The following is a 23,433-nucleotide window of genomic DNA, read 5'->3' as shown; positions in this document are numbered from 1 at the left end:
GGTCAGGGTGGAAGTGGTCAGGAGGTAGGGGGCGTGGGGGGCGTGGTCCTGGTGGCCAAGTGCTCTTGGAGCTGGGCGTGCCGGAACTGGTACACCGCGCCGGCCTGCCGCAGCACGCCCCGCTCGCAGGCGTCGTCCAGGAACGCTATCAGCCGCCAGGGCAGCCGCCCGGTGAGCGGCAGCCATATCCGTGCCAGGGCCACCCACTGCCCCCAGGCCGTCAGGCTGAGCCCGTACCCGAGCCCGCCCGCGAAGGCCGCCTCGAGCCCGAACACGAGGCCGGCCCCCACTCCGAGCAGGGGCCCCATGATGAACACGTTGACGGCCGTCGCGCCCGTCCCGAAGACGATCGCCCACATCAGGAGATGGACGAGCACGTTCCTGCGGTTGCTGTCGAGCAGGGCGGCGGGGCTGACGGCGGAGTCGATGGCGTCGGCGACTTCCAGCCACGCCATCAGCCCCAGGACCAGACCGGTCGCGAGGCCGAACCCGAGCACGAACAGGAACGTGGCCGGGCCAGAGGCGTCTTCGAGCCCGTCCGAGAGCCCGAGCCGGGTGACGATGCCGCGGTCCACCAGGACCAGCGTGCCCGCTGCCAGGGCCCCGAGCACCAGTCCGGCCATGAACCTGGGCAGGAGCCTGTTGTGTGCCACCCCTCTCCGGCCGAAGATCTGTATCCGCACGCGGGACGGCGTCACGTCCCCCCGGTACGCGGACACGTAGACGGCCCCGAACCCCAGCCCGGCCACGGCTCCGTGCAGCACCGCGACGACGAGCCCGCGTTCGACGGCGAACCCGAGCCCGTTGTCGGTCACCACCAGGTCCACGGGGATGTTTCCGACCCCGGTCGTCACTCCGAAGGCCAGCGCGGCCAGGAAACCGATCACGCATACGCGCGCGAAACGGCTCATGGTCGTGCCGAGTTGCCACCATTCGAGGTTGCGGGTGCGGCGTGCGGTCAGGTGTGCGGCGAGGTAGCGGAGCCAGTGCTCGGCCCGGCCCGGGTCGGGGTTCCACGGTCGGGTGCGGTGCGGTCCGGTCGTGTTGCGAGCATGGGGGCGGTAGGCGGCGGGAAGGAACGCGGCCAGCAGATGCTTCTGGATGTCCTCGGGCCCGGGGAAATTCCTGGTGTCCAGCAGCTCCCGTGGGTGGGGCTCGCCCGAGTGACCGTAGACGGTGCGTGCCATGGTGACCATCAGGGGGGTGCGGAGCGCTTGCGCGAGGTTCTCCGCGCCCCGGGTGCGGGGGTGTTGGCGTAGCTCGTCCAGCACGGGGGCCCAGCCGGAACGGCCGTCCGGGCCCGGCGGGCTGGTGCCGGGCAGATAGTCGTCGAGGTCGCTCAGGGTGAGCAGTTCCAGTTCGACGACGGCGGCGGCGGTGAGCACGTCGGTCCGCTCCACGGCACTGGTGTATTCCTCGGTGCGGCTGGTGAGCAGCAACGGCATCCGGCCGAGGAGGTTGAGCTCTTCGAGGGCCCTCGGCTGCAGATCGAGGGCGATCTCGTCGAATCCGTCGAGGACGGGCAGGATCCGGCCCGCCTTGATCAGGGCGTCGGCCAGCGTCCCGCCGTCCGGGGCCGCGCCGCCGAAGCCGTAGTCGCGTACCAGCCGCTCGGCCATCCAGTCGCGCAGGTGGATGGCGGTCGGGTCCCACGAGCCCAGTTCGAAGATCACCGGCACCCGGTCCCCCCGGGCGGGTTCCTTCAGCAGGCCGAGGACGAAGCGCGTGGTCAGGATCGTCTTACCCGCCCCGGCGACGCCCAGCACCACCAGCCGGCCGGAGGGAATGGACCGGTAGACCTTCACGATCTGGTCCAGCTCGTCCGCCAGTGGCAGCGGCCCGGGGTCCGTGGAGAGGGGGACACGGCGGATGTGGGCCCAGTAGTCGAAGCGGACGTCCGCCGCCTGCCGGAACCGCACCTGGAGGGGCGAGGGGTCGTGTACCTGCCGCCGCTCCTCCTCATCCTCCCACTGGGTGCGCACCAGGTCGGCGAGTTCCCTGGCTGCCTTGCCCAACTTCCCTGCCGCTGCCGGGCCGTCGGACGCGGGCGTCGGCCCGGGAACCTCGTCGAGCTCGCCGGCCCTGCGCGGCAGGCCCATCAACTGCGCCAGTTCGTCGATCTGCGGCCCGGTCAGCAGTCGGTACCAGCGTTCCACCTGGCTGGCCGTGAGCATGCCGGGTCCCTCACGGCCGTAGTGCGCGGTCACGACTCCGATGACGCGCCCGCCGCTCCAGACCGGGGCCCCGGACATGCCCTCCCAGGGCGAGCGGCCGGAGTCGGTGTGCGGTCCCGGGGGGGTCTGGACGCTGAACTCCAGGGTGCCCTCACGGAGGGTCGCCGTGGCCCGGCCGCGTGCGTAGTGGGAGTCCCGGTACGTCGTGGCGGTATGGCTGCCGGGCGAGGAGCCGGCAGCCGGGGAACGGCTGTCGCGCAGCTTGAACCAGGGAAATCCGAGGGCTCCGCAGTCCGCCTCCGCCATAGGCGCGACACGGCCGAACCGCACCGGGGGCACGCAGGCGGCGAGCGGTCCGCCGCGGCGCGCGTCCACCGTGATCCTGAGCAGCGCGATGTCCACGTCGGCGTTCGCCCAGACGGATTCGCCCGGCTCCTCCCAGACCTCACCGTCACCGGTGAAGAACCGCGCCAGAATTGACGTTGCGTCACCCAGCGCGTGCGCGGCCGTGAGCACCAGGTCCCGGGTCACCCGGTAACCGGACGCCAGTCGGAGCCTGCCGGTGCCGTCCGTGACCACGACCTGGACCACGCGCCGCAGATCGAGCCCGTCGGACTCCGGTTCGCCACCCATGGGAGAACTCACCGCTCGTTCGGCTCAGCGGCTCCCGAGATGGCGACCGGTCTGCTCGAACCGGCCAGAGTCGGTTGCAGGGTCAGCGAGATGCGCTGCGTCGAGGTCTTGCCCACGCCGGCGTCGGCCCCGGCGTCCACCACCCAGAAGCGGACCCTTCCCTGCGCGTGGGCGCTCTGCTCCAGGGCGACCGACAGCTCCAGTTCGATCGGGCCCAACTCGAACCGTAACGCCTCCCCGTCCGCCGCGGCGATCGCCCGGTTCAGCTCCTCCCGCAGATCCTTGATCACGCATGCCAGTTCGATCACACCGCATCCCCTCCGTCGGACTCCCCGTTCGCCCAGGAAGGTAGATCCTGATACGCATCCGGCCCGGAAATCAATCGGAGTCACGGCAGTACCGGAATCCCGCTACGGGCACCCCGTCGTGGTCTTCGGTCCGGACGGCGCCGGGGGCCACTTCGGCCCGTGGGAGAACCCCGAGGCATGGATCGGCGACCTGCGCGCCACCTTCCGCCCGCTGCGCTGACGCCCTCCGACCGGGGGAGGAGCGGGCTCGGCAGACGCCCTCCGCCCGCGGGACTGAGAAACGTCAGTGGTGCCGCGGGAGGTGTCAGCGGTTCGTACACCGTGGCGCAGTGGGTGGGCCTTGGCCTCCCCGGCCGTGTCGTCGGCCGTATGAGGGCGCCGTTGCGGGGTAGGACGGCTGTTGGTTCGTGCGGTTGCGCGAACCGGAGCTTGCCCGGGTGAACGGCTGTTCCCCGGCGTGAATGAAGGATCAACAGGTATGGCCAGCGGCACCGTGAAGTGGTTCAACGCAGAGAAGGGATTCGGCTTCATCCAGCAGGACGGCGGAGGCCCGGACGTCTTCGCGCACTACTCCGAGATCCAGGGCAGCGGGTACCGCGAGCTGACCGAAGGTGAGCACGTCACCTTCGACATCGGCCAGGGCCAGAAGGGCCCGCAGGCGCAGAACATCGTCCGCGGCTGAGCGGGCCGGAAACAGCGTGGAGCGAGGCGGCTGTCCGGTTCGGCAGCCGCCTCCCTCGACCTGCTCGGCGGCTCGATGATGCGGCTGCTGCCGTACGAGTGGCCGTAGCCGGGGCTCCGCGCGGCTGAGCCGTGAGCAGTCGACCGCCTCGAAGTCCGGGACGTCTGAGGAAGAGAGGTCGGGGCGGGACCGGTGCCACCGGGCAGGGTGCCGCCGGCGTCCGGCACTGTCCCGGGCGACGTCCACGCCGACCTCCACGACCAGCTCGGGCCGTACGAGGGTGACGTGCAGGGTCGGCCTGCTGGTCAGTGTTCGAGGAGGGCGATGCGGATGGCTCGTTCGACGTGGAGCGCGGTGTTGGCGTGGCCTTCGGCGTTGGGGTGGACCAGGGTGACGCGCTTTTGGACGGCAGCGCAGTTCAGCAGGGTGCCGGGGAGCTTGGCGGGCCAGTAGTCCGCGGCGTCGCCGCAGATGCCCTCGACGTTGCGGGCGCCGTTCGGGTCACCACCGAACTCGTCTGCGGATCCGCCTGGTCCAGGCCGCCTCCGGCAGGGCGAAGCCCCTGTTCAGGCCCGTGTAAGGGCCTGAACGAGCGCACCGGCGTCGTCGGCGTACAGCCGCACCACGCGCACTTCCTCGCGATGGCCGAGCAAGGTCAGGTACGGGACCGGTTCGGTGAGTTCGAGGGTGACCGACGTCTGGGAGCCGACGGGCAGATCGAGTTCCCCCGGCTCGTACCGGTGCGTGGTGCGCACCTCCCGCCGTACGGCCCCGATGGCGGTCAGCGGTATCCGCACGTCCAACCGGACCCCGTACCGACCCCGCAGCGCCTCCCCGGTCAGCACGTGCGGGCGCACCACTCCGGCCGCGTGCAGGCCGAGGACGAGCAGCACGGTGTAGCTGTCCAGCACCAGCATCACGTCGTGCGCGGCGGGCCAGTCGCGCAGCATCGCGGCCACGCCGACCGTCTCGATCACGCACACGAACGCCAGCCCCAGCAGGGTCGAGCCCTGCCCCCGGGCGTATCCGAACGCCCGCCCGCCGGCGGTCCTTTGACTGCGCCGCCCCATCCACAGCGTGAGGCTCCCGAAGACCCGGGCCTCGTGCAGCACCAGCCGGTGCACCGTCCTCATCCGGCCCGAGCGGGTGGCGCAGGCGGGGACGTACTCCCGCATCCGCCACCGCAGATCCGCCCGCCCGAACCGGCCCGCCACTCGGGCGAACACCGCCTCCAACTCTGCAGCTCAGCAACCGACTTCAGTCGTACCCTCCATGCCAGGACGACGACAAACACCAGCTCAGGACACGATCCGCTGCTGGAGTACTAGCGCACCGCCAGGTCGGGGCACGAGGTGGTGGGCTGGGTCGTCGTCCAGCCGGTTCCGTGGACGAGGACGGTCGGGGGAGTCGGGGGGTGCTCCGTGGGGGCGGTGGTGGCCGCGAAAGAGGCGGTGCCGGAGGGGGCCGTGGGCCGGGGGGCGGGCGGTCGGGGTACGCCGGCCACCGTGCAGGCCAGCTGTGTCAGGGCGGTGCGGGTGAGGGGAGGGACACCTCGGGGCAGCCGGACGGAGAGGGTGTCGTCGTCGACGGTCGTCACCGCCGGCGTGGCCGGCAGCCGGGGCAGTTCCGTGGTGGCCGTCGGGGTCTCGCTCGTGGCCGGCCCGTCGAACAGCGCGCGCACGGCGCCCTCGTAGTCGCCGGGTCCGTCGATCTCGCGCGGGTACGGCCTCGGTTCGCCGTCGTGCAGGAAGTAGACGGGGGTCATGGTGGGCGGCGGGGACTGGCGGTCGGGAGCGGCCATGCCGCTCGCCGGTTCGCCGGCCTCGATGACGCCGGAGCGGGGGATCCCGCAGGAGGCCGTCAGGAGAACGGCGGCGAGTCCGGCCAGCAGTGCCGGTGTGCGTGAGCCCTTCACCGGGACCCCCCGTCGGTGTCGTCGCCGTCGGCCGAGTCGCGCCGCAGCGGGAGTTCGACCGTGAACCGCGCGCCGCCGCCGGGCAGGTTCGCCGCGCTGATGCGGCCCTGGTGCACCCGTACGTTCTCCGCCGTGATGGCCAGCCCCAGTCCGCTGTTCCGGCTCCTGGTCCGTGAGGTGCTCGCCTTGTAGAAGCGTTCGAAGATGTGCGGCATCGCCTCCTCGGCGATCCCCGGCCCGTTGTCGCTCACCCTGATGACGGCCCACGCCCCGTCCGCTCGCTCCTCCCGTTCCATGGTCAGCCGTACCGGCGGCGCCCCGTGCCGCAGCGCGTTGCCGACCAGATTGGCCAGCAGCACGTCGAGCCGCCGCGGATCCACGCGGGTGCGCAGCACGCCCGGCCCGGGTACCCGGGTCTCCACCTGGTCCTGCCAGCCGCGCGCGGCGAGGGTGTTCGCCACGGACTCGGCCAGGTCCAGCTCGTCCAGGTTGAGGTCGATCGCGCCCGCGTCGAAGCGGGAGATCTCCATCAGGTCCTCCACCAGTCCGTTCAGCCGGCTGGTCCCCTCGCGCACGAGCCGCAGCGCGTGGCCCGTCTCCTGGTCCAGGTGGGGCGCGGTCTCGTCCAGTACGTCGGTGACCGCCGACATCGCGGCCAGCGGTGTGCGCAGTTCGTGCGAGACGTCGGCGACGAAGCGGCGCGCCCGGGCCTCCAGCCGGCGCAGCTCCGCCACCGACTGCTCCAGTGCGGCCGCGGTGTCGTTGAAGGACTGCGAGAGATCGGCCAGTTCGTCGGAGCCGCTGACGGCCAGCCGGACATCGAGGTGCCCTTCGGCCATCCGGCGCGTCGCACCGCGCAGCGCCCGCACGGGACGGAGCACGCCGCTCGCGGCCAGCAGCGCCAGGGCGACGGCGAGGCACAGTGCCACCAGGGTGGCGCGCTCGATGTTGCCGACCATGACCTTGACGTACGCCTCTTCGGTGTTCTGCGGCACCACCAGGAACATCGCCGTTCCCGAGAGCCTGGGCTCCGCGTTCGCGCCGGCGGCGTACGTGACCGGCATCCCGACGACGAGGTAGGAATGCCCGTCGGCGTTCACCCGCTGGAACACCGCGGCGCGTCTGGTCCGTACGGACCGGAGGAGTTCCGGGCTCAGCTTGCCGAAGTCGGCGCTTGGCGCCCAGGCACGGCGGTCGCCGTACGTCGCCATGACCCGCCAGCCCTGTTCCGGGTTGGCGTGCAGCACCTGGTCCACCGCCCGCTGGAGCTCCGTGGCGTCCGGCTCCGGGGGAGTGTAGACGGCCACGGCGTTGACACTGGTGCGGAACTGCTTGATCACGGCGTCCTGGCTCTGCTGGAGCACCCCCGTTCGCGCCCCCCGGAAGGCCAGTGCCCCGGTGCTCAGCGCGCTGACCGTGGCCACCAGGACGAAGGCCGCGATCAGGCGGGGGCGCAGGCCGCGCAGCGGGAGCGGGACGCGCGCCAGGGCCGCCCGGAGGAACGGCACCCGCCCGGAACCGGGGCCGGGGCCGACGGTTTCACCCTCACGCCCGGGACTGGGGCGGGCGGCTTCGCCCTCACGCCCGGGACCGGCACCGGCTGAGGCGGTCTCGCGGTCGCGGCCAGGCCCGGCCGAAGCCGCCTCGCGTTCCGGAGCGGGCTCGGCCGAAGCCGTCTCGCCCTCGGGAGCGGGCCCGGCCGAAGTCGTTTCGCGGTCGGGCTTTCGCCGGCGCATGCGGCTTGGGCCGTTCACGAGGTGCCGAAGCGGTAGCCGAAGCCGCGCACCGTCTGGATGTACCGGGGCCGGCCGGCGGGCTCGCCGAGCTTGCCGCGCAGGCGCTTCACACAGGCGTCCACGAGCCGTATGTCGCCGTGGTAGCTGTGCTCCCAGACCATCTCCAGCAGTTGCTGGCGGCTGAACACCTGGCCGGGCGAGGCCGAGAGGGTCAGCAGCAGCCGCAGTTCGGAGGGGGCGAGCGCCACGCGTTCGCCGCGGTGTGTCACCACGAGCCCGGCCCGGTCGATGACCAGCTCGCCGTGCGACTGCGGCCTGGGCCGGACGGTGTCCGGGACGGACGCGTCCTGTCTGCGCAGCACGGCCCGTATGCGGGCGTCGAGCACCCGGGCCCGGACGGGTTTGACCACGTAGTCGTCCGCGCCGGCCTCCAGCCCCACGACCACGTCGACGTCGTCCCCCTTGGCGGTCACGATGATGATCGGCACCTGGTCGCGGTCCCGGATGCGCCGGCACACGTCGAGGCCGGAGATGCCGGGCAGCATGAGGTCCAGCACGACGACGTCCGGGCGGAAGGAGCCGAGGTGTTCCCATCCCTCTTCGCCCGTTGCGGCGGCGAGGACCTCGTGCCCCTGATGTCGCAGACCCAGCCGGACGGCCTCGCGCACGTCTGGGTCGTCCTCGACAAGCAGAACTCTTGGCACCTCGAGAGTGTAGGCAGATCGCGAACGGCGACCGTCCGGGGGAAGGGCCCAGGGGCAGGAGCTGTTACCAAATGATCACACCGGGCCGAGGGGCCGCCGGCCGACGGTCCGGCCCGTGGCGACGCGAGCCGCCGGTACACCAGTCGTTACCGTTCCGTGATGATTCGGGCTCATGGCGATCATCTGTCATGGCCAGCTTGAGTTGCCATGCACTCTTCTCACCGGGCCGAACGCCGCCGGTCCTCGCGTCGCCGGCGGCGTCCACGACGGCGGGGCAGGCGCTGGCCGGCCGTCATGCTGACGGTCGCCGGGCTACTGGTCTCCGCCGCCGTCTTCCTGGACGGCCGGAGCGACGCGTCGAGCGGCGCGTCCAGCGGCGCGCCGCATCCGCGGAGCTCGCGGAGCGTGGTGAGCGCTTCCCCCACGGCGTCCACGTCCAAGTCCACGTCGAAGTCGAAGTCCAAGACCGCTTCGCCGCCCACCACCGCGCAGTCCACCACCGGCAGCGGGGTCCCGGCGAAGGGCACCGGCACCTTCGTCACCGCGCGGGCCGGCGGCGCCAAGGTCGGCCGGGGGGCGCGTCCGCTCCGCTACGTCGTGAAGGTCGAGACCGGCCTGGACGTCTCACCGGCCCAGGCGGCCGACGAGATCGCGGACATCCTCGCCGCCCCCCGGGGCTGGACCCACAACCCGGCCTTCGCGTTCCAGCTGGTGAGCGCTGGCCGGCCGCACGATCTCACGGTGAGCATCGCGACGCCGGGAACGGCGGATGCCCTGTGCTGGGCGGGCATCCACCAGGACACCGGGGGCGAGTACAACTGCGAGGTCCCCGGCGGGGTCGTGGTGAACCTCAAGCGCTGGGTCGAGGGCTCGCCCACGTTCGACGGCCCGATCCACGATTACCGGGCGCTGATCATCAACCATGAGATGGGGCACTTCCTGGGCTACACGCACACCACCTGCCCCGGGCCCGGTCGCCTGGCGCCCGTGATGATGCAGCAGATCAAGGGCCTGCACGGATGCGTCGCCAACGCCTGGCCCTACGACCGCAACGGTGTTTTCGTCTCCGGGCCGGCGGTGCGGTAGCGACCCGGATCTCGGCGCCGCCGATGATCCCGGTCTTCCCGCGGCACCGAGGTGGTCGATGACCTCGGCCAGGGTCCGCAACCGCACTGACACCCACCGGCGTGTGCGGGACGCGGGCCGCCCCGAACCTCGGTTCACCGGACTGCAGGGACATGTGTCGCCGACGACGAGGTGGGTCCGCGACCTGATCGCCCACGGCTATGTCGGCGAGGTCCTCTCCTCGTCGATGATCTGCTCGCTCCCCGGCGGCGGGGCGACGTTCACGTCGGCGTCCGCCTATACCGCGGACGCCGCCAACGGGGCGACGATGATGACCATCCCCTTTGCCCACGCGCTCGACATGCAGGCGGTGGCACTGGGCGAACTGACCAGGACCACGGCGACGATCGCGACACTGCGCACCCAGGCCGTCAACACCGATACAGGGGAGGCGATCGCGAAGACCGCACCCGACCAGATCGCCGTCACCGGCCGCCCGCCGGGCGGTGCCGTCGCCAGTATGCACTTCCGGGGCGGCGCGCTGCGGACGACGCCGTTCGTCCGGGAGATCGACGGCACACGAGGATCTCTGCGGATCACCGGGGATGTCGGCCTGCCCATGAGCGCCGCACTGACCGTCGAAGGGGCGCACGACCAGGACGCGTTGTCTCCGCTCGAACTACCCGCCGGATACGACCGGTTCCCGCAATTGGCCGGGACGCCGGCCCACAACGTCGCCCATCTGTACGCCGAGGTGGCCGAGACACTGTGGGGCCGGGACTGCGACGCTCCTGGGTTCGACCACGCAGTGGAACTTCACCGCTCGATCGAGGCGATCGCGTACAGGGGAACCGGAGGGTAAGGGACAGAAGCCGTCTGCCCGCGGCACGCCGACTGCCGTCAGAGCGACCGCCGGCGGATGCGGGCCCGCGAACGGCGCACCTCAAGGCGTGCCTTTTGGAGGAGCCCGTCGGTGAGTGTGCCGCGCCGCTTGAGGATGCGTCCGCCGACGATCACGGTGTCGACGTCACGTGGGCCGGCGCTGAGGAACGCGGCGAGTACAGGGTTGTCGAAGCTGTCGAGGTGCGGTGCCGACAGGTCGAGCATGATGAGATCGGCCTGCCGGCCGACGGTGATCTCTCCGATCCGGTCGGCGAAGCCGAGGACTTGGGCTCCCCCGCGCGTGGCAAGGTCCAACATGGCGAGGTGACTGTGGCGCAACTCGCCGGGCATCTGGCCCTGGTCGATGAGCCGCGCATTGGTCCGGGACCGTTCGGCGGCCAGTGCCAGCCGCATCTCTGTGAACAGGTCGCTGGGGCCGTAGGCGACCGTGTCGGCGCCGAGGCCGACCGTCACGCCGTGGTCCAGCGCGGCGCCCACGGCGGGGTGGATGCCCAGACCCATGGTCATGTCGACGCTCGGGGTGGCCGACACGGTCCCGCCCGATTCCGCGACCTGCTTCCATTCCCGCTCGGTGAACTCGTTGGCGTGGACGTAGTTCACGTCCGGTCCGAGGAGATCCTGGCTTCCGAGTTGGTCGACCGCGCCGGGCAGGCCCGCCATGCCGGCGTGCAGGGAGATGGGCAGCCCCAGGTCGCGGGCGAGCCCGAAGTCGAAGTCGTTCTCCGCCGGTGTCGCCATGGCCGGACCGCGCACGGCGAGCCCGAGCGCGATCCGGCCGTGCACCCGGTACGGCGCATGTGTGGCGTGCAGGTGGCGAGCCTGCGCTTCGTAGCGGGACTGATCCCCGCTCGAGCCGGCCTTGCCGCCGAAGTACAGCCGGGCCCGGATGCCGCTGTCGTGCAGGGCACGCAGGTTGGCGTCGATGTCCGCCTCGGAACCCAGGTTGTGGGCCCAGTCGGCGACGGTGGTCACCCCTGCGCTGATCGCTTGCACGGCGCCCCACAGCACGCCCGCGTACACGTCCTCCGAGGTGAAAGGGCCGCCATGTCCTTCGTTGATCTGCTGGGCGTAGGAAAACAAGGTCACGTCGCTGGAGCTGGCCGCCAGGCTTCCCAGCCACATGTGCCGGTGTGTATCCACGAGGCCGGGCATGACCAGCTGATCGTGAGCGTCGATGATCTCTTCGTCGCCAATGACGGTGGCGTCTTCGCCGATGCCGGCGATGCGGCCGTCCCGGATGACGACATCGGTGATCCGGGTCGTCCCGTCAGGGAACAGCACGCGGCCGCCCCGGATCACGAGCGGAGTGGACGAGGGAGCAGTGTCTGGCACGGCGGCTTCCACTTCTAAGCGGTATACAACAGGTACCGGTATATGGTGGGAACCGCCATGGGAGTGTCACAAGAGAGCACTTTGAACTGCCCAGGTATCACCGGAGGTACCACGTGGCCCCATCTGCGATGATCGAGTCGGGCGTACGTCCCGAGCGCGACGAGTTGTTGCGTGACGTAATGGACCGTATCGGTGACAAGTGGTCGGTGACCGTCATCTGCCGACTCGACGACGGCCCACTGCGGTTCAACGCCCTCCGACGGGCCACGGGCGGTATCACACAGCGGATGCTGAGCGCCACCGTCCGCCGCCTCGAGCGGGACGGCCTGATCAGCCGCACGGTCGAGCCCACTGTGCCGCCGCGGGTCGAGTACGCGCTCACCCCCCGCGGTCGCAGTCTGCACACCATCCTGGCCGAACTGGTCGCCTGGACCGAAGCCAACCTCGACGCCATCCGCCGCGACCGCGAAAAGTACGACACCGCCGCCCGGTCACACATCGGGCAGTGACAAGCCCGTCCAGCGGGGCAACCGTCGGCCGGGGGAGACGAGCGTACCGACCGGATCGATCAACTTGTCCATGCCCGCAGGGTGACCGTGCACCGGCCGCAGCGTCCGGGCCGTTGGCCAGATGCGGCACGTCATCCGCCGTCGCGCTGCCGCCAGACGCACGGGCCCGGACGGACCAGGTGCCACCCGGCCGTGACCGGAGCCGGGCGCGCACCTGACGCACAACCCGCACCCTTCCGTAGCCGATCAAGAGCAGAGGGGCACCTGGATGTCGCGAGCGCCCCGGACTGCGCTGCTGCACCGATGCGGGGCCTCACACGCGTATCCGCAGGGGGTCGGATGTTCATGCAGGCGCTGTCCTGTCCAACGCCCCGCGACGCGGAAGTCGCCCGCAGACCGACGATCTCCACCGAAGTCACCCGCTCGTCACCAGCATGAGTGCCCCGGAGTCGACACACATCTTCGGAGCGAATGTGCGGTGGCTGTCCGGCTGCCGCCGTCCCCGCGGAGTCGTGTCGGCGCGCTGGTCAGATCCAGGCCTGTCGTTCCCGGCCGCGGGGGTCGTACACCAGGGTCCACTCGGCGTCGATGCGCATCGTGGCCCGGTGTGTGGTGTCGTACGCGTCCCAGCCGGGGTTGCCGGTCCGCGCGAACCGGATCCATGCCTCGTGTGTCCGGGCGGCGAGGTCCGCAGGTGGCTGGTCGGGGCCGAGGAGGGCGCCCGCACCCCGCAGTCGGGGCAGTTCCGCGAGATCGAAGACGAAGGGGAGCTCCATCGCGTGGGTGGCGCCGAGGTCTCCGTCCAGGGCGTGGGAGCGCCAGGCGAACTCATAGCCGAACGTGGCGGACTGGGGGTGGGTGGCATGTGCGCCGGCCATGGCCCAGCTACCCGCGCCGAACAGCGCGTCACCCATGATGGCCGACCGCAGTTCGCCGGAAGAGGCCTCGGGGCGTGTCGTGCGGTACGTCTCCACAAGCTGCGCGGGCTTCGGGTGCGAGCGTGCTGCCGTGTCGTCGACATCCGCGGCGGTCGAGGTGGCGTACTTGCCCACCGGGACCAGGTAGAGGTTTCCCTCCTCGGTGTTGGTCCCGACGAGCAGGTCGACGTCGGCGCTCAGGCCGGCGGCGACGGATTCGGCGGGCTGCGTGTCGAGGACCAGGCTGAACGGGCTGAGGCCGATCAGCGGGTCGTGGTGGGTGGCGGTCTGCAAGTCGATTCCCGCGAGCTTGGAGACGGCCTCGACCAGGTGCTCGTCGGAGACGTCCGCGAAGGCGTCGACGCGGGGCTCGATGCCCAAGGCCCTGGCCGCGGCCTTGGTGACGCGGGCGGCCTGCTCGGTCGTGAACGCGCCCAGGCCGCTGCCGCTCTGCATGATCGCCCGGCGCACCAGGCCCGCGGCGTCGGGAGTGGCGAGGACGCCGCCGACGATGGTCGCTCCTGCCGACTGGCCGAAGAGGGTGACGTTGTCCGGGTCGCCCCCGAAGGCGGCGATGTTCTGCCGCACCCAGCGCAGCGCGGCGACGACGTCGAGCAGCCCGCGGTTGGCGGGTGACCCGGGGATGTCGAGGAACCCGGCGATGCCGAGCCGGTAGTTGAGAGTGACCAGGACGATGCCGTCGCGGGCGAAGGCGGAGCCGTCGTACAGTGCGGACCGCGTCGACCCGGCGACGAATCCGCCGCCGTGGACGAACACCATGACGGGCAGGCCGTCGGCGCCGGCCGCGGGCTGGAAGACGTTGACGGTGAGGTAGTCCTCCCCTCGGCTCCAGCCGGTGCCGAAGTAGGGGGACATGTCCACGCTGCCGAGCTTGCGCTCGGGCTGCGGGGCGTTGGGGCCGGGCGTGGTGGCGTCCCGTACGCCGTCCCAGGGTTCGTGCGGCCGTGGCGGGGCGAACCGGCCGGCGCCGAGGGGAGGAGCGGCGTAGGGGATGTTCAGGAAGGCGGCGGTGCCGTCGCCGTGACGGAGACCGCGGACGGCTCCCTGTGCGGTGGTGACGACGGGCTCGGGTTCGAAGTTCACAGCGATGCCTTTCTGCGGGCGTCAGCCCTGCTCGGGGTACGGGGCGAAGGGCGCCCAGCCCTTGATGTCGAACGTGTTGCCCCTGCGCGTGATCTCGGCGGCGCCATGGCCGCCCAGGTGGGCGGGGATCACGAGCACGTTGTTGTCGGCCGCCCAGCCCAGCACCTTGCGGCGGGTGGCGCGGGCGCCCGCGGGGTCCTCGCAGAAGCAACTGTTGGCGTCCGGTTCGAGGATCTGCACCGGGTTGTGCAGCATGTCGCCGACGAACACCGCGCGGTCCGTCCCGGAGGTGAGCGTCAGCACGGAGGAGCCCGGCGTGTGGCCGGGAGCCGCGTCCAGACGCAGGTCCGAGTCGATCTGGTGGCTGTTCTCCCACAGCAGCGTCCGGCCGGCGGCGTGCACCGGGGCCACGCTGTCCTCGAAGACGTTCTGGTTGCCGCGGCCGAACAGCGGCTTGTGGTCGTTCTCCGGGTTCCAGAAGTCGAAGTCGTCCTTCGGCATGAGGTAGGTGGCGTTGGGGAACGTGGGCACCCAACGCCGCCCGTCCAGGTACGTGTTCCAGCCGACGTGGTCGATGTGGAGATGCGTGTTGATCACGATGTCCACGTCCTCGGGCTGGACGCCGGCCCGGGCGAGATTGTCCAGGAAGTTCGTCTTGAGGTGGCTCCAGACCGGCGCGTACGGGCGCTCCTTGTGGTTACCCACACCGGTGTCGACGAGGATGGTCTTGCCCTGGCTGCGCAGCAGCCAGGTCTGGATCGCCGAATTGACGACGTTGGTCTCGGAGTCCAGGAAGTGCGGGGCCAGCCAGTGGACGCCGTCCTTCCAGACTTCCTGCGAGCTTTCCGGGAAGAAGGCGTGGGGCCGCATGTCGACGGGCCCGTAATACTCCCAGACGCGGGTGATGGATACGTTGCCGAGCGTGATCTGTTCCATGGGCCTTCCTCAAGGTTTCGGGTGTTCCTGGAACCTACGAGGGGCGCCGGTACGGCGGTATCCGACACCTGACTGCACCTTCGTGCACCCTCCGTGCACGGGCCGGGCCACTTGTAGCCTGACTTCGTGGAAGCGCGCGAGGGAGACGAGGGAGAGCAGATCGTGGGCCGGGACGCGGAACTGGCAAACCTTTTCCGCGCGCTGAACCCGGTCACGGACGACCCCGTCCTGCTGCTCCTCGGCGACGTGGGCATGGGCAAGAGCACGCTGCTCGACCGCGCGGTACGGCGGGCCGAAGCGGGCGGCGCCCGGGTCCTGCGCGCCCGGGGCAGCGAATCGGAATCGAACCTGGCGTTCTCCGCCCTGCACCAGTTGCTGCGGCCCGTGTCGGCCGACATCGACGGGCTGCCTGAGCGGCAGCGTGCGGCGCTGCACGGCGCCTTCGGCGCGGGCCCGGCCACGGCGGACTGCGACCTCATGCTGCTCGGTGTCGCCGTTTTGAGCGTGCTCTCCGCCCAGGGAACGCGCGCGCCCGTGCTCGTCGCGCTCGACGACGCCCAGTGGTTCGACCGCGCCTCCATGGACGTCCTCTCCTTCGCCGCCCGGCGCCTCGCGGGCGAGCCGGTCACGATGCTGGTCACGGCCCGCGTCGGCGATCACCTCCCGGGCTTCGAGCGGCACGTGCCCACGCTCACTCTGGGACCGCTCGACGACGCCGCGGCCGGCCGGCTGCTTGATCTGCAGCCGCACAGACCCACCGGCTGGACCAGGACGCGGATCCTCGACCAGGCCGAGGGCAACCCCCTCGCACTGGTCGAACTGGCGAAGGCCGCCGCCGCACCCGGGCCGGCCGCGACGTCGCCGCCCGCGGGCCCGCTCCCGCTCACCGCCCACCTGGAGCGGATCTTCGCGGCCCGCCTGGACGACCTGCCCGCCCCCACCAGGCGGGCCCTGCTGCTTCTGGCCGCCATGGACAGCGTCGACTCCGCGCTCGCCGTCTCCGCCGCGGTGCCGGACGCCGCGGACGCGGCATGGCCGCCTGCCGAGCGGGCCGGTCTGATCCGGAGCACCGGGCGCGACCTGCGGTTCAGTCATCCCCTCGCCCGCTCCGCCGTGTACCACGGCGCGTCCCTCGACGCCCGGCGCGAGGCCCATCTGGTGCTCGCCCAGTCGCTGTGGGACGAGCCCGACCGGCGTGCCTGGCATGTCGCCGCCGCGGCCACGCACCCGGACGCGGCCGTGTCCGGGGAGCTGAAGCGGACGGCCGACCGGGCCCGTCGCCGCGGCGGCCACGCGGCGGCGGCCAAGGCCCTGCAACGTGCCGCCGATCTCTCGCCGCGCTCCGGGGACAGTGCCCGGCTGCTCGTCGAGGCCGCCGCGGAGGCAGCGCTCACCGGTGACCTCGCCTGGGTCGTGGAACTGGCGACTGCGGCAACGGCCCGCACCGACGACGCCTCCCTCCTCGCCGAAGCCGCGGCACAGGTCGGACGACTGACCGTACTGACCGTGCGCCACAGCGCGGCCTTCCCTCAACTGCTGGACGCTGCGGAGGAGTTGGCACCCGTCGAGCCGTCCACTGCGCTGGACGTCCTGGCCGGCGCGGCCGTGGTCCGCTACTACTCCGGTCAGGACTCCCAGAAGGACCGCATCGAGGCCGCGCTGCGCGGGCTGCGCGAGGACGCCACACGCGCATGGCTGCGCACCTGGGTGCGGGCCGTGTCCGACCCCTTCGACGACCGCGCCGAACTCCTCGCTCGACTCCCGCGGGTCGCCGCCGAGGCGCGCAGCCACCCCGACCGGCTCACCGCCTACGGTGTCATGGCCTGGCTGCTCGACGAGACCCCGCGGGCCGTCCTCGCCTTCGACGAGGCTTTCGACCGCTGGGGGTCGCGCGAAGCGCTGCCGGACGGCCTGGGCGGCGCGGCCGCCTGGAGCTATGTGGAACTGGGCAGATGGGAGCGGGCTCGGGAGGCCTGCGCCCGCGGCAGCGCGGTCGGTGCGGCGGCCGGCCTGGATCACGCCGTGGCGTGCGCGGCCGCGGTGGACGCCGCTGTGCTGGCCTACCAGGGCGATCCGACGGCCGCCCGCGCCCGGGCCGAGGAAGCGCTCGCCCTGATCGACCCGCTGGAGAGCCGTTCGGTGTACGTCTTCGCCCGCCGCGCGCTCGGCGCCGCTGCCCTGGCGGAGGGCGCCCACGAGACGGCGTTCGAGCAACTCCGAACGATCTTCACGGCAGATGGCGTGCCGGTGCACTACCACGCCTCCTACCCGGCCCTGGCGGAGCTGGCCGCCGCAGCGGTGCGGGCCGACCGGCACGCGGAGGCCGCCGCGATCGTCGAACGTGCCGCACGCACCCTCGCCGGCGACGTCTCGCCCCGCCTGCGCGCACTGATCAACCGGGCGCGTGGCCTGCTGGCCGGCCCCCGAAACGCCGAGCCGTACTTTCGGGCGGCCCTGGCCGACCCCGTGCTGAGACACTGGCCCTTCGAACGCGCCCAGACCCTGCTGGACTTCGCCGAGTGGCTACGGCGACGGCGCCGCATCACGGAGGCGCGCGTGCCGCTCGCCGAAGCCCTGGAGATCTTCCGGCGCCTGGGCGCGCGCCCGTGGACCGAGCGCGCCCGCACCGAGTCACGCGCCGCCGGCCTCGACGTCACCCCCGCCGCCCCCGACGCGCTCGCCGAACTCTCCCCGCAACAGCAGCAGATCGTCAGGCTTGCCGCCGACGGGCTGACCAACCGGGAGATCGGCGAGAAGCTCTTCCTCTCCCCGCGCACGGTCAGCTCGCACCTCTACCGCAGTTACCCCAAGCTCGGCATCACCGCCCGCTCCCAACTGCGCGACCTCATCGAGGGCCGCCGGTGAGGGGCCGGCTGTTGCCCATGGGCCGAGGGCGAACCTGTCACTGTTCCGTCGTACTTCCAGGGCTCCTGCGCCGCCGAAGTGCGCGGGAACGAGCAGTTCCCGTTCGTCAGCCGCCCGCCCGAGAACCCGGCGGCGGTTGGCCACCGCTTGTTCCGGGGCCAGGCAGGCGTTGCTGTTGCAGCAGGGGTGCAGGATCTGCACCGGGCTGTGCAGCAGATCTCCGACGAAGACTGCCCGGTCGCTGCCCGATGCGAGTCGCAGCACGGATGAGCCGGGAGTGTGACCGGGCGCGGACTCGAGGGTGAGGTGTTCGTCGATGCGGTGGAGGCCCTCCCACAGCACGGCCTGTCCGGCCTGGTGGATGGGCGCGATGCTGTCTTCGTAGATCAGGCGGTCGACCTGCTGCGCGTCGTTTCCGTACGCGTTGTCCGGACCGTAGTGGAAGTCGTCGGCGGCCGGAATGAGGTATTGCGCGTTGGGGAACGCCGGTACCCACTGCCCGTCCGCGTCGACGGTGTTCCAGCCGACGTGGTCGACGTGGAGGTGGGTGTTGACGACGACGTCGACATCCTGCGGGCGGACACCGGCCCTCGCCAGGAGGCCGAGGAAATCACTCTGGGCGTGGTGGAACGGTCCCATGCCCGGTCGCTCGCGCCCGTTTCCCGCTCCGGTGTCGACCAGGACGGTCCGGCCCGCGCTGCGCAGCACCCAGCTCTGCAGAGCAAGCACCGCCAAGTCGCTGTCCGGCTCCCAGTGGTCCGGTGCCAGCCAGTCCTCGTTGTCCTTCCACACATCGGCGGTAGCTCCCGGGAACATGCCGGAGGTAGGCAGGAACGGCTGGTGCCACTCGACGACCCGGATGACCTCGACGTCTCCCAGCACCATGCTTTGCGCACTCTCGTTCTCGTTCATCACGGGATCGACCTTAAGAAAGGTCGAACGACCGTCTCGATATGCATCCGGCTCGAAAAAATACGAACGCGTCTCATCATTCATACGGCACATACCCTGGACGGATGGATGTGGTGAGCGATGCGATCTCCGCCGTGCACCTCGGGCACCCCTGGTCCCACCGGTTGCGGACAAGCGGGAGCTGGTGCGCGCGACTGGACCCGTACGACGGCGCGGGCTTCTACGTCGTCCTCAAAGGCCACTGCTGGCTACTGACCGACAGCAGCGCCCCCCTACCTCTCGGTGTGGGGGACGCGGTGTTGCTTCCCCATGGCACAGGCCATGTCATCGCCGATTTCCCGGTCGATGCGGTGGCAGCGAAGAAGAAGGCGGTGCCGTTCGAACAATGGCTTGTGGAGACAGAGCCGCGAACCCAGCCCGACAGCTGCGAGACAGAGGTGCTCTGCGGCAAGTACTGGCTCGACTGCAGCCGCATGCATCCGCTCATGGCAGAGCTGCCTGAGGTCGTCCACCTTCCCAGCCGAGTAGGCAGCCACCTCGAACTTCGTGCCGCCATCGATCTGCTCGCCGGTGAGCTGGATGAGATACGACCCGGCTCCTGCGTGGCGCTCCCGAGTCTGCTCGACCTCCTCCTCGTCTACATGATCCGTGCCTGGATGACCGAGGCCCCCAGCGGAGCCTGGCCCCGCGTACTGGGCGACCCGGTGGTGGCCGCCGCCCTGCGGGCGCTGCATTCGGACCCGGCCGCACCGTGGAGCAATGACCGTCTGGCGGCGGAGGCGGGCGTCTCTCGTCCCACCCTGGCGCGCCGGTTCACCACCCTGGTCGGCCGCCCTCCGATGGCGTACCTCACCTGGTGGCGCGTGATCCGCGCCGCCACCCTGCTCCGCGACACCTCGGACACCCTGGCCACCATCGCCGGCCGAGTCGGCTATGGCAGCCCGTACGCGCTCTCACACGCCTTCCAAAGGGAGTTCGGCACCACACCGGGCCGGTATCGAGCCCAGGCCGCGGGACGATCCGCTGACGCCGGAACAAACTGACAGCAGGAACCTGGTCAGGCGGCTTGACCGGAGCCGACGGCGGCCGGGCCCGCCGCGCCGCACCCGCCGTCGGCACGGCGGCCGAGCCGGGACGCAGATCGCCGGCATCCCTGGTGCTGTCCTGCGGGCGCTGAGCCCCGCCAAGGGGTGAGACGGAATGCTCCCGCCGGATGAAGGTACCGCTGTGATCAAGCGCCAGATGTATGGCCGGGCCTGCTGTGACCATGACGACTCCCACCCGCTGCCGCACCAGACGTACGCCATACTGGTCGGCAGCCCGCTGGACGGGCTGCTGCTCGACATCACGGGCTGGCGGCCGGAAGAGATAGACGACGGCGCAGCCCTGATGACCGCTGGGGCGGTGGCCCGGTGGCCGGGCGCTGTGCGACCCGCGCGCCGACGCCTCGCGCCCCTTGGGCGGCCCGGGTGTGGTGTGCCGCTTCTACTACTCCGGTGACACGCCTTGACCTCGGTCGCTGGCCCCGGCGCCCGGCTTGCCCTCGGTCAGTTGGCCGGCGGTGTTCTCGATCCGCAGCAGCGCCCACTCGACACCGGAGCGCCACCCGGGCTCCGCGCTGTCGTACCGGCCCTCGGCAGCGGCGCGGATGTCGGCCGCGAGGGCCCGCAGGTCCTTCTGCAACCCCTGCCGCTTGGGCCTGCCCCTGACGCCCTGCCGGCGCTCGCCCTGTACCGGGCCGCAGGCGGCCCGGCCCAACGGTCGGCTCTCAGGACAGGGACGCGACAGGGGCGGGGCAGGCCGCTGGGGTCATGCCTGAGGCGCCGCATGGGGAGCGTCGCATCTGCCGTCTCTCGCCGACCCGCGCGGTGGTGCGTGTCGTACGAGGTGGCAGGCATGGAGGTCGGCGAGGCACGGTCCTACTGCGTGTGCGTGGCGAGGGAGGAGCGGAACGCCCTGCGGTAGGCGATGGGGGTGGTGTTCAGAGTGTTGCGCATGTGTTTGCGCAGGTTCGTCCCGCTGCCGAGGCCGGCTTTGGTGGCGATGTCGTCCACGGGTAGATCGGTGGATTCCAGCAGATGGCGCGCGTGCTTCAGGCGGGCGGAGGTGAGCCAGGCGGCGGGGGAGAGCCCGGTCTCCTGCCGGAACCGCCGGGTGAACGTCCGCACGCTCATGTGGCACTGCGCAGCGAGGTCCTTGAGGGAGAGCCGCTGGTCGAGGTGCTGCGTCATCAGCGCCCGTGCGTCGGCTGTCGAGGTCCCCGCCTCCTCGCGGACCGGGTGCTCGATGTACTGAGCCTGCCCGCCTTCCCGCATCGGCGCGACGACGTTGTACCGGGCCACGCGGTTCGCCACGGAACTGCCGTGATCCTCCCGGATCAGGTGCAGGCACAGATCGATGGCCGCCGCACCGCCCGCCGAGGTCAGGATCCCGCGATCGGCGACGTACAACGGGTTGATGTCGAGGTCGACCGTGGGGAAGAGCCGCCTGAATTGCTGGGCATAACGCCAGTGGGTCGCGGCCCGGCCGCCGTCCAGCAGGCCGGCCGCCGCGAGGACGAACGAGCCGGTGCACAAGGACACCAGCCGGGCGCGCTGCCGGGCCGCACGCAACGCCTCCGCGACACCGGCGTCCACCGCTCCCTTCTCCACCACGTCCGGGCAGCGGGTCCCCGCGACGATCACCGTGTCGGCGTGCTCCAGCAGGGACAGGTCGCCCTGGGGCGTGACGCCGTACCCGTTCACCGTCGGCACCGGCGAGCCGTCCGGGGACAGGGTGCGCACCTCATAGGCCGCCTGTCCCGCCCGGGTCTCGACCCCGGTCAGCATCTGGGCCGGGATACTGAGGTCGAAGGCCACCACCGGCGCGAGGGCGAGAACGGCCACATGATGAGGTGTCGCAACGGTCATGGCCCAATAGTTTCAGATGGTGGCCCCAGGGCCACTTCTGCGCCGCTGGAGATCGGCAGAGACTGAGATCAGTTCCGCACACCAGCACCGGGCACGACCCGGTCCGCACCCGGAAGGTGCCATCCAGCCATGCCCGTCCCCGCAGTCGACCCCGAGATCCAGACCCTGCTGGATACCGCCGACACCGGTATCTTCCCCGTCTACGGCCTCGACGCCGTCCTCGCCGACCCCCAGCGCTACGCACTCCTGCGCGCCTACCCCGACACCCCCGCCGACGACCAGGTCACGGTGCGGGACCTGCACATCCCCGGTCCCGCAGGGGGAGACCTGCGGCTGCGCGTCTACCGGCCCGACACCACCGAAGTCCTGCCCGTGATCCTCTACATCCACGGCGGCGCCTTCACCTACGGATCCCCCGAGGCCGAGGAGGGACGCTCCCTGCGCTACGCCCGCGACGCCCGGGCCGTCGTCGTATCCGTCGACTACCGCCTCGCCCCCGAACACCCCTACCCCGCCGCGGCCGACGACGCCTACGCCGCCCTGCTCTGGATCGCCGCCAACCCGGCCGAACTCGGCGGCGACCGGGCACGCATCGCCGTGGCCGGTGGCAGCGCCGGCGGCAACATCGCCGCCTCCACCGTGCTGCGCGCCCGCGACCAGGCAGGCCCGCACATCCTCTTCCAGCTGCTGACCTACCCGGGCGTGGACGGCAGCCTGACCTCAGCCTCGGCGCGCGAGTTCACCGACACCCCCGTCCTCAACCGGGGCGCGATGGAACTGGCCTGGCAGTACTACGCCAAGGACACCCACCTCCACCCCTACGCCTCCCCGATCCGCGCCACGGACCTTGGCGCACTGCCGCCCACCTACATCGCCGTGGCGGAGATCGACCCACTGCGCGACGAGGGCCGCGACTACGCCGCACGCCTGTCCGCCGCCGGCGTCACCACCGAACTCGTCCAAGTACCCGGCGCCGTCCACGGCTTCGACATCCTCTTCCCCCCCGCCCGCATCAGCGAACGCAGCCTGGCCGACCAAGTACGCGCCCTACACGACGCCCTGCACCCCTGATCTGCGGGTTTCACGTGCCGCACTGTCCGTATCCTGGCCGGAAACGCGAAAGTCCCTTCTGAACTGGGGAGATGAGGCCTGTCGAAGGTCTCTGTCGTGCCAGCAGGAGGGCACTTTCCCTGTGCACACCATCGGCTCGCCCCCAAGCTGGTCGTCTCGGCCGACGGCACGGGGCGGTCAGCCATGCCGAGTGGCGTCAGCCAGCCGATCTCGCTGAGGCCACCGGCCTGACCGCCGCGTTCACCGACGCGCTGCGCCGCCTGCGGCCACGCGGCACCGGGCACGACTCGGGCGGGATCGTGTGGATGTGGCGGTGATGCTCGCAGACGGCGGCCAAGTCATCGCCGCCTTGGCTCTACTGCATGGACAGGCCGAGGTCTTCGGCCCGGTGGCCTGCCCGCCCGGCGCAGCCTCTGTACGCCACGGACATGGCCAAGCCCGTAGAGGACTACACCGCCGAATGTAGTCACGGACTTGTCCGTAGTGGAGCAAGTCGTCGGCGCGTTTAACGGCCGGCTGCCGCAGCTTGCCCGGCGGGCCGTCGATCGGGAGGTCGACCGGGACGCCGAAGTGGACTTCGGCGATCTTGTCGACGGTGGCGAGGTGGGTGCGGTCGTGGGTGACCAGGACGGTGGCGGTGGCCTGGTGGTGGGTGAGGCGGGTGATGAGGTCGAGGACGGCGACGCCGCGTTCGTGGTCGGGGGCCCTGGTGGATTCGTCGACCAGAAGGACGGTGGGGTCGTTCACCAGGGCGCGGT

Annotated in this window: 19 protein-coding genes and 2 pseudogenes; 8 read left to right on the top strand and 13 right to left on the bottom strand. The window is 71.3% G+C overall.

From position 1 onward, the window contains the following. Positions 1–17: 17 nt before the first annotated feature. Both ACSP97_RS00360 and ACSP97_RS00355 read right to left on the bottom strand, forming a co-directional pair. The gene (locus ACSP97_RS00360) at positions 18–2,807 is read right to left on the bottom strand and encodes a trypsin-like peptidase domain-containing protein (RefSeq protein ID WP_440556026.1); all 2,790 of its coding nucleotides are present in this window, start codon (positions 2,805–2,807) and stop codon (positions 18–20) included. Between the two features lie 8 nt (positions 2,808–2,815). Continuing rightward, positions 2,816–3,115 carry a trypco2 family protein gene (locus ACSP97_RS00355; RefSeq protein ID WP_030738504.1) on the bottom strand — a complete coding sequence of 100 codons (300 nt, stop codon included), beginning with the start codon at positions 3,113–3,115 and terminating at the stop codon, positions 2,816–2,818. 478 nt (positions 3,116–3,593) lie between these two features. Here ACSP97_RS00355 and ACSP97_RS00350 point away from each other — a divergent pair, with 478 nt between their 5' ends. Beyond that, complete coding sequence (locus ACSP97_RS00350; protein WP_189891972.1) at positions 3,594–3,797, top strand: cold-shock protein; 204 nt, start codon at positions 3,594–3,596, stop codon at positions 3,795–3,797. A gap of 566 nt (positions 3,798–4,363) precedes the next feature. Here the strand turns inward: ACSP97_RS00350 and ACSP97_RS00345 are convergent. From ACSP97_RS00345 to ACSP97_RS00330, 4 genes are all read right to left on the bottom strand, one after another. After that, positions 4,364–4,930 carry a hypothetical protein gene (locus ACSP97_RS00345; protein WP_440558530.1) on the bottom strand — a complete coding sequence of 189 codons (567 nt, stop codon included), beginning with the start codon at positions 4,928–4,930 and terminating at the stop codon, positions 4,364–4,366. Between the two features lie 191 nt (positions 4,931–5,121). Beyond that, entirely contained in the window at positions 5,122–5,712 is a 591-nt protein-coding gene (locus tag ACSP97_RS00340) for a hypothetical protein (RefSeq protein WP_440556025.1), read from the bottom strand. Next, on the bottom strand, positions 5,709–7,220 hold the full coding sequence (locus ACSP97_RS00335) for a HAMP domain-containing sensor histidine kinase (protein ID WP_440556024.1): 1,512 nt from the start codon (positions 7,218–7,220) through the stop codon (positions 5,709–5,711). The genes ACSP97_RS00340 and ACSP97_RS00335 overlap by 4 nt, the downstream gene beginning before the upstream one ends. A 242-nt stretch (positions 7,221–7,462) precedes the next feature. Further along, positions 7,463–8,152, bottom strand: a complete 690-nt coding sequence (locus ACSP97_RS00330) for a response regulator transcription factor (RefSeq protein ID WP_355155591.1) — start codon at positions 8,150–8,152, stop codon at positions 7,463–7,465. A 207-nt stretch (positions 8,153–8,359) separates the two neighbouring features. Here ACSP97_RS00330 and ACSP97_RS00325 point away from each other — a divergent pair, with 207 nt between their 5' ends. Next, the gene (locus ACSP97_RS00325) at positions 8,360–9,238 is read left to right on the top strand and encodes a DUF3152 domain-containing protein (protein WP_440556023.1); all 879 of its coding nucleotides are present in this window, start codon (positions 8,360–8,362) and stop codon (positions 9,236–9,238) included. A gap of 58 nt (positions 9,239–9,296) precedes the next feature. Continuing rightward, complete coding sequence (locus tag ACSP97_RS00320; protein WP_355155595.1) at positions 9,297–10,079, top strand: Gfo/Idh/MocA family protein; 783 nt, start codon at positions 9,297–9,299, stop codon at positions 10,077–10,079. A 38-nt stretch (positions 10,080–10,117) separates the two neighbouring features. Here the strand turns inward: ACSP97_RS00320 and ACSP97_RS00315 are convergent, their stop codons facing one another. Beyond that, complete coding sequence (locus ACSP97_RS00315; RefSeq protein WP_355155597.1) at positions 10,118–11,419, bottom strand: amidohydrolase family protein; 1,302 nt, start codon at positions 11,417–11,419, stop codon at positions 10,118–10,120. Positions 11,420–11,631: 212 nt separating this feature from the next. On the opposite strand from ACSP97_RS00315, the gene ACSP97_RS00310 reads away from it, so the two are divergent. Then, the gene (locus tag ACSP97_RS00310; RefSeq protein ID WP_355155599.1) at positions 11,632–11,961 is read left to right on the top strand and encodes a winged helix-turn-helix transcriptional regulator; all 330 of its coding nucleotides are present in this window, start codon (positions 11,632–11,634) and stop codon (positions 11,959–11,961) included. A gap of 527 nt (positions 11,962–12,488) precedes the next feature. Here the strand turns inward: ACSP97_RS00310 and ACSP97_RS00305 are convergent. Together ACSP97_RS00305 and ACSP97_RS00300 are read right to left on the bottom strand one after the other, a co-directional pair. Next, positions 12,489–13,982 (bottom strand): carboxylesterase/lipase family protein, encoded by a 1,494-nt coding sequence (locus tag ACSP97_RS00305; protein ID WP_355532185.1) that lies wholly within the window; start codon positions 13,980–13,982, stop codon positions 12,489–12,491. A gap of 21 nt (positions 13,983–14,003) precedes the next feature. After that, positions 14,004–14,918, bottom strand: a complete 915-nt coding sequence (locus tag ACSP97_RS00300) for an MBL fold metallo-hydrolase (protein ID WP_355155603.1) — start codon at positions 14,916–14,918, stop codon at positions 14,004–14,006. A gap of 126 nt (positions 14,919–15,044) precedes the next feature. Here ACSP97_RS00300 and ACSP97_RS00295 point away from each other — a divergent pair, with 126 nt between their 5' ends. After that, a complete protein-coding gene (locus ACSP97_RS00295; protein ID WP_440556022.1) occupies positions 15,045–17,783 on the top strand; it encodes an AAA family ATPase in 2,739 nt (912 codons plus the stop codon). Here ACSP97_RS00295 and ACSP97_RS00290 read toward each other — a convergent pair. Beyond that, a pseudogene (locus tag ACSP97_RS00290) lies at positions 17,772–18,695 on the bottom strand (MBL fold metallo-hydrolase); the annotation flags it as partial. The gene ACSP97_RS00295 and the pseudogene ACSP97_RS00290 overlap by 12 nt on opposite strands. Before the next feature lie 104 nt (positions 18,696–18,799). Between ACSP97_RS00290 and ACSP97_RS00285 the strand changes: the two are divergent. Both ACSP97_RS00285 and ACSP97_RS00280 read left to right on the top strand, forming a co-directional pair. Beyond that, entirely contained in the window at positions 18,800–19,738 is a 939-nt protein-coding gene (locus ACSP97_RS00285; RefSeq protein ID WP_440556021.1) for a cupin domain-containing protein, read from the top strand. A 199-nt stretch (positions 19,739–19,937) separates the two neighbouring features. After that, positions 19,938–20,205, top strand: a pseudogene (locus ACSP97_RS00280) (hypothetical protein). Here the strand turns inward: ACSP97_RS00280 and ACSP97_RS00275 are convergent. Both ACSP97_RS00275 and ACSP97_RS00270 read right to left on the bottom strand, forming a co-directional pair. Next, positions 20,184–20,453 carry a hypothetical protein gene (locus ACSP97_RS00275; RefSeq protein ID WP_388312828.1) on the bottom strand — a complete coding sequence of 90 codons (270 nt, stop codon included), beginning with the start codon at positions 20,451–20,453 and terminating at the stop codon, positions 20,184–20,186. The pseudogene ACSP97_RS00280 and the gene ACSP97_RS00275 sit on opposite strands and share 22 nt — an antisense overlap. A 161-nt stretch (positions 20,454–20,614) precedes the next feature. Next, positions 20,615–21,604, bottom strand: coding sequence for a GlxA family transcriptional regulator (locus ACSP97_RS00270; RefSeq protein WP_440556020.1), 990 nt, complete (start codon positions 21,602–21,604; stop codon positions 20,615–20,617). A gap of 129 nt (positions 21,605–21,733) precedes the next feature. Here ACSP97_RS00270 and ACSP97_RS00265 point away from each other — a divergent pair, with 129 nt between their 5' ends. Further along, a complete protein-coding gene (locus ACSP97_RS00265; RefSeq protein ID WP_440556019.1) occupies positions 21,734–22,675 on the top strand; it encodes an alpha/beta hydrolase in 942 nt (313 codons plus the stop codon). A gap of 240 nt (positions 22,676–22,915) precedes the next feature. Here the strand turns inward: ACSP97_RS00265 and ACSP97_RS00260 are convergent, their stop codons facing one another. Beyond that, positions 22,916–23,422 carry a hypothetical protein gene (locus tag ACSP97_RS00260; protein ID WP_440556018.1) on the bottom strand — a complete coding sequence of 169 codons (507 nt, stop codon included), beginning with the start codon at positions 23,420–23,422 and terminating at the stop codon, positions 22,916–22,918. Between the last annotated feature and the right edge of the window lie 11 nt (positions 23,423–23,433).

It is taken from the genome of Streptomyces sp. SCPE 10 (assembly GCF_051980735.1).
GTDB classification, from domain to species: domain Bacteria; phylum Actinomycetota; class Actinomycetes; order Streptomycetales; family Streptomycetaceae; genus Streptomyces; species Streptomyces misionensis.
Note: the sequence above shows the minus strand (reverse complement) of the source record. Positions and strands in the feature narration are given on the sequence as shown.

Bases quoted from the DNA above. Each gene is read 5' to 3' on its own strand.
- ACSP97_RS00300 (WP_355155603.1), bottom strand. From the start codon at position 14,918: ATGGAACAGATCACGCTCGGCAACGTATCCATCACCCGCGTCTGGGAG.
- ACSP97_RS00310 (WP_355155599.1), top strand. From the start codon at position 11,632: ATGGACCGTATCGGTGACAAGTGGTCGGTGACCGTCATCTGCCGACTC.
- ACSP97_RS00270 (WP_440556020.1), bottom strand. From the start codon at position 21,604: ATGACCGTTGCGACACCTCATCATGTGGCCGTTCTCGCCCTCGCGCCG.
- ACSP97_RS00320 (WP_355155595.1), top strand. From the start codon at position 9,297: ATGACCTCGGCCAGGGTCCGCAACCGCACTGACACCCACCGGCGTGTG.
- ACSP97_RS00285 (WP_440556021.1), top strand. From the start codon at position 18,800: ATGGATGTGGTGAGCGATGCGATCTCCGCCGTGCACCTCGGGCACCCC.
- ACSP97_RS00325 (WP_440556023.1), top strand. From the start codon at position 8,360: ATGCACTCTTCTCACCGGGCCGAACGCCGCCGGTCCTCGCGTCGCCGG.
- ACSP97_RS00345 (WP_440558530.1), bottom strand. From the start codon at position 4,930: ATGAGGACGGTGCACCGGCTGGTGCTGCACGAGGCCCGGGTCTTCGGG.
- ACSP97_RS00350 (WP_189891972.1), top strand. From the start codon at position 3,594: ATGGCCAGCGGCACCGTGAAGTGGTTCAACGCAGAGAAGGGATTCGGC.
- ACSP97_RS00360 (WP_440556026.1), bottom strand. From the start codon at position 2,807: ATGGGTGGCGAACCGGAGTCCGACGGGCTCGATCTGCGGCGCGTGGTC.
- ACSP97_RS00265 (WP_440556019.1), top strand. From the start codon at position 21,734: ATGCCCGTCCCCGCAGTCGACCCCGAGATCCAGACCCTGCTGGATACC.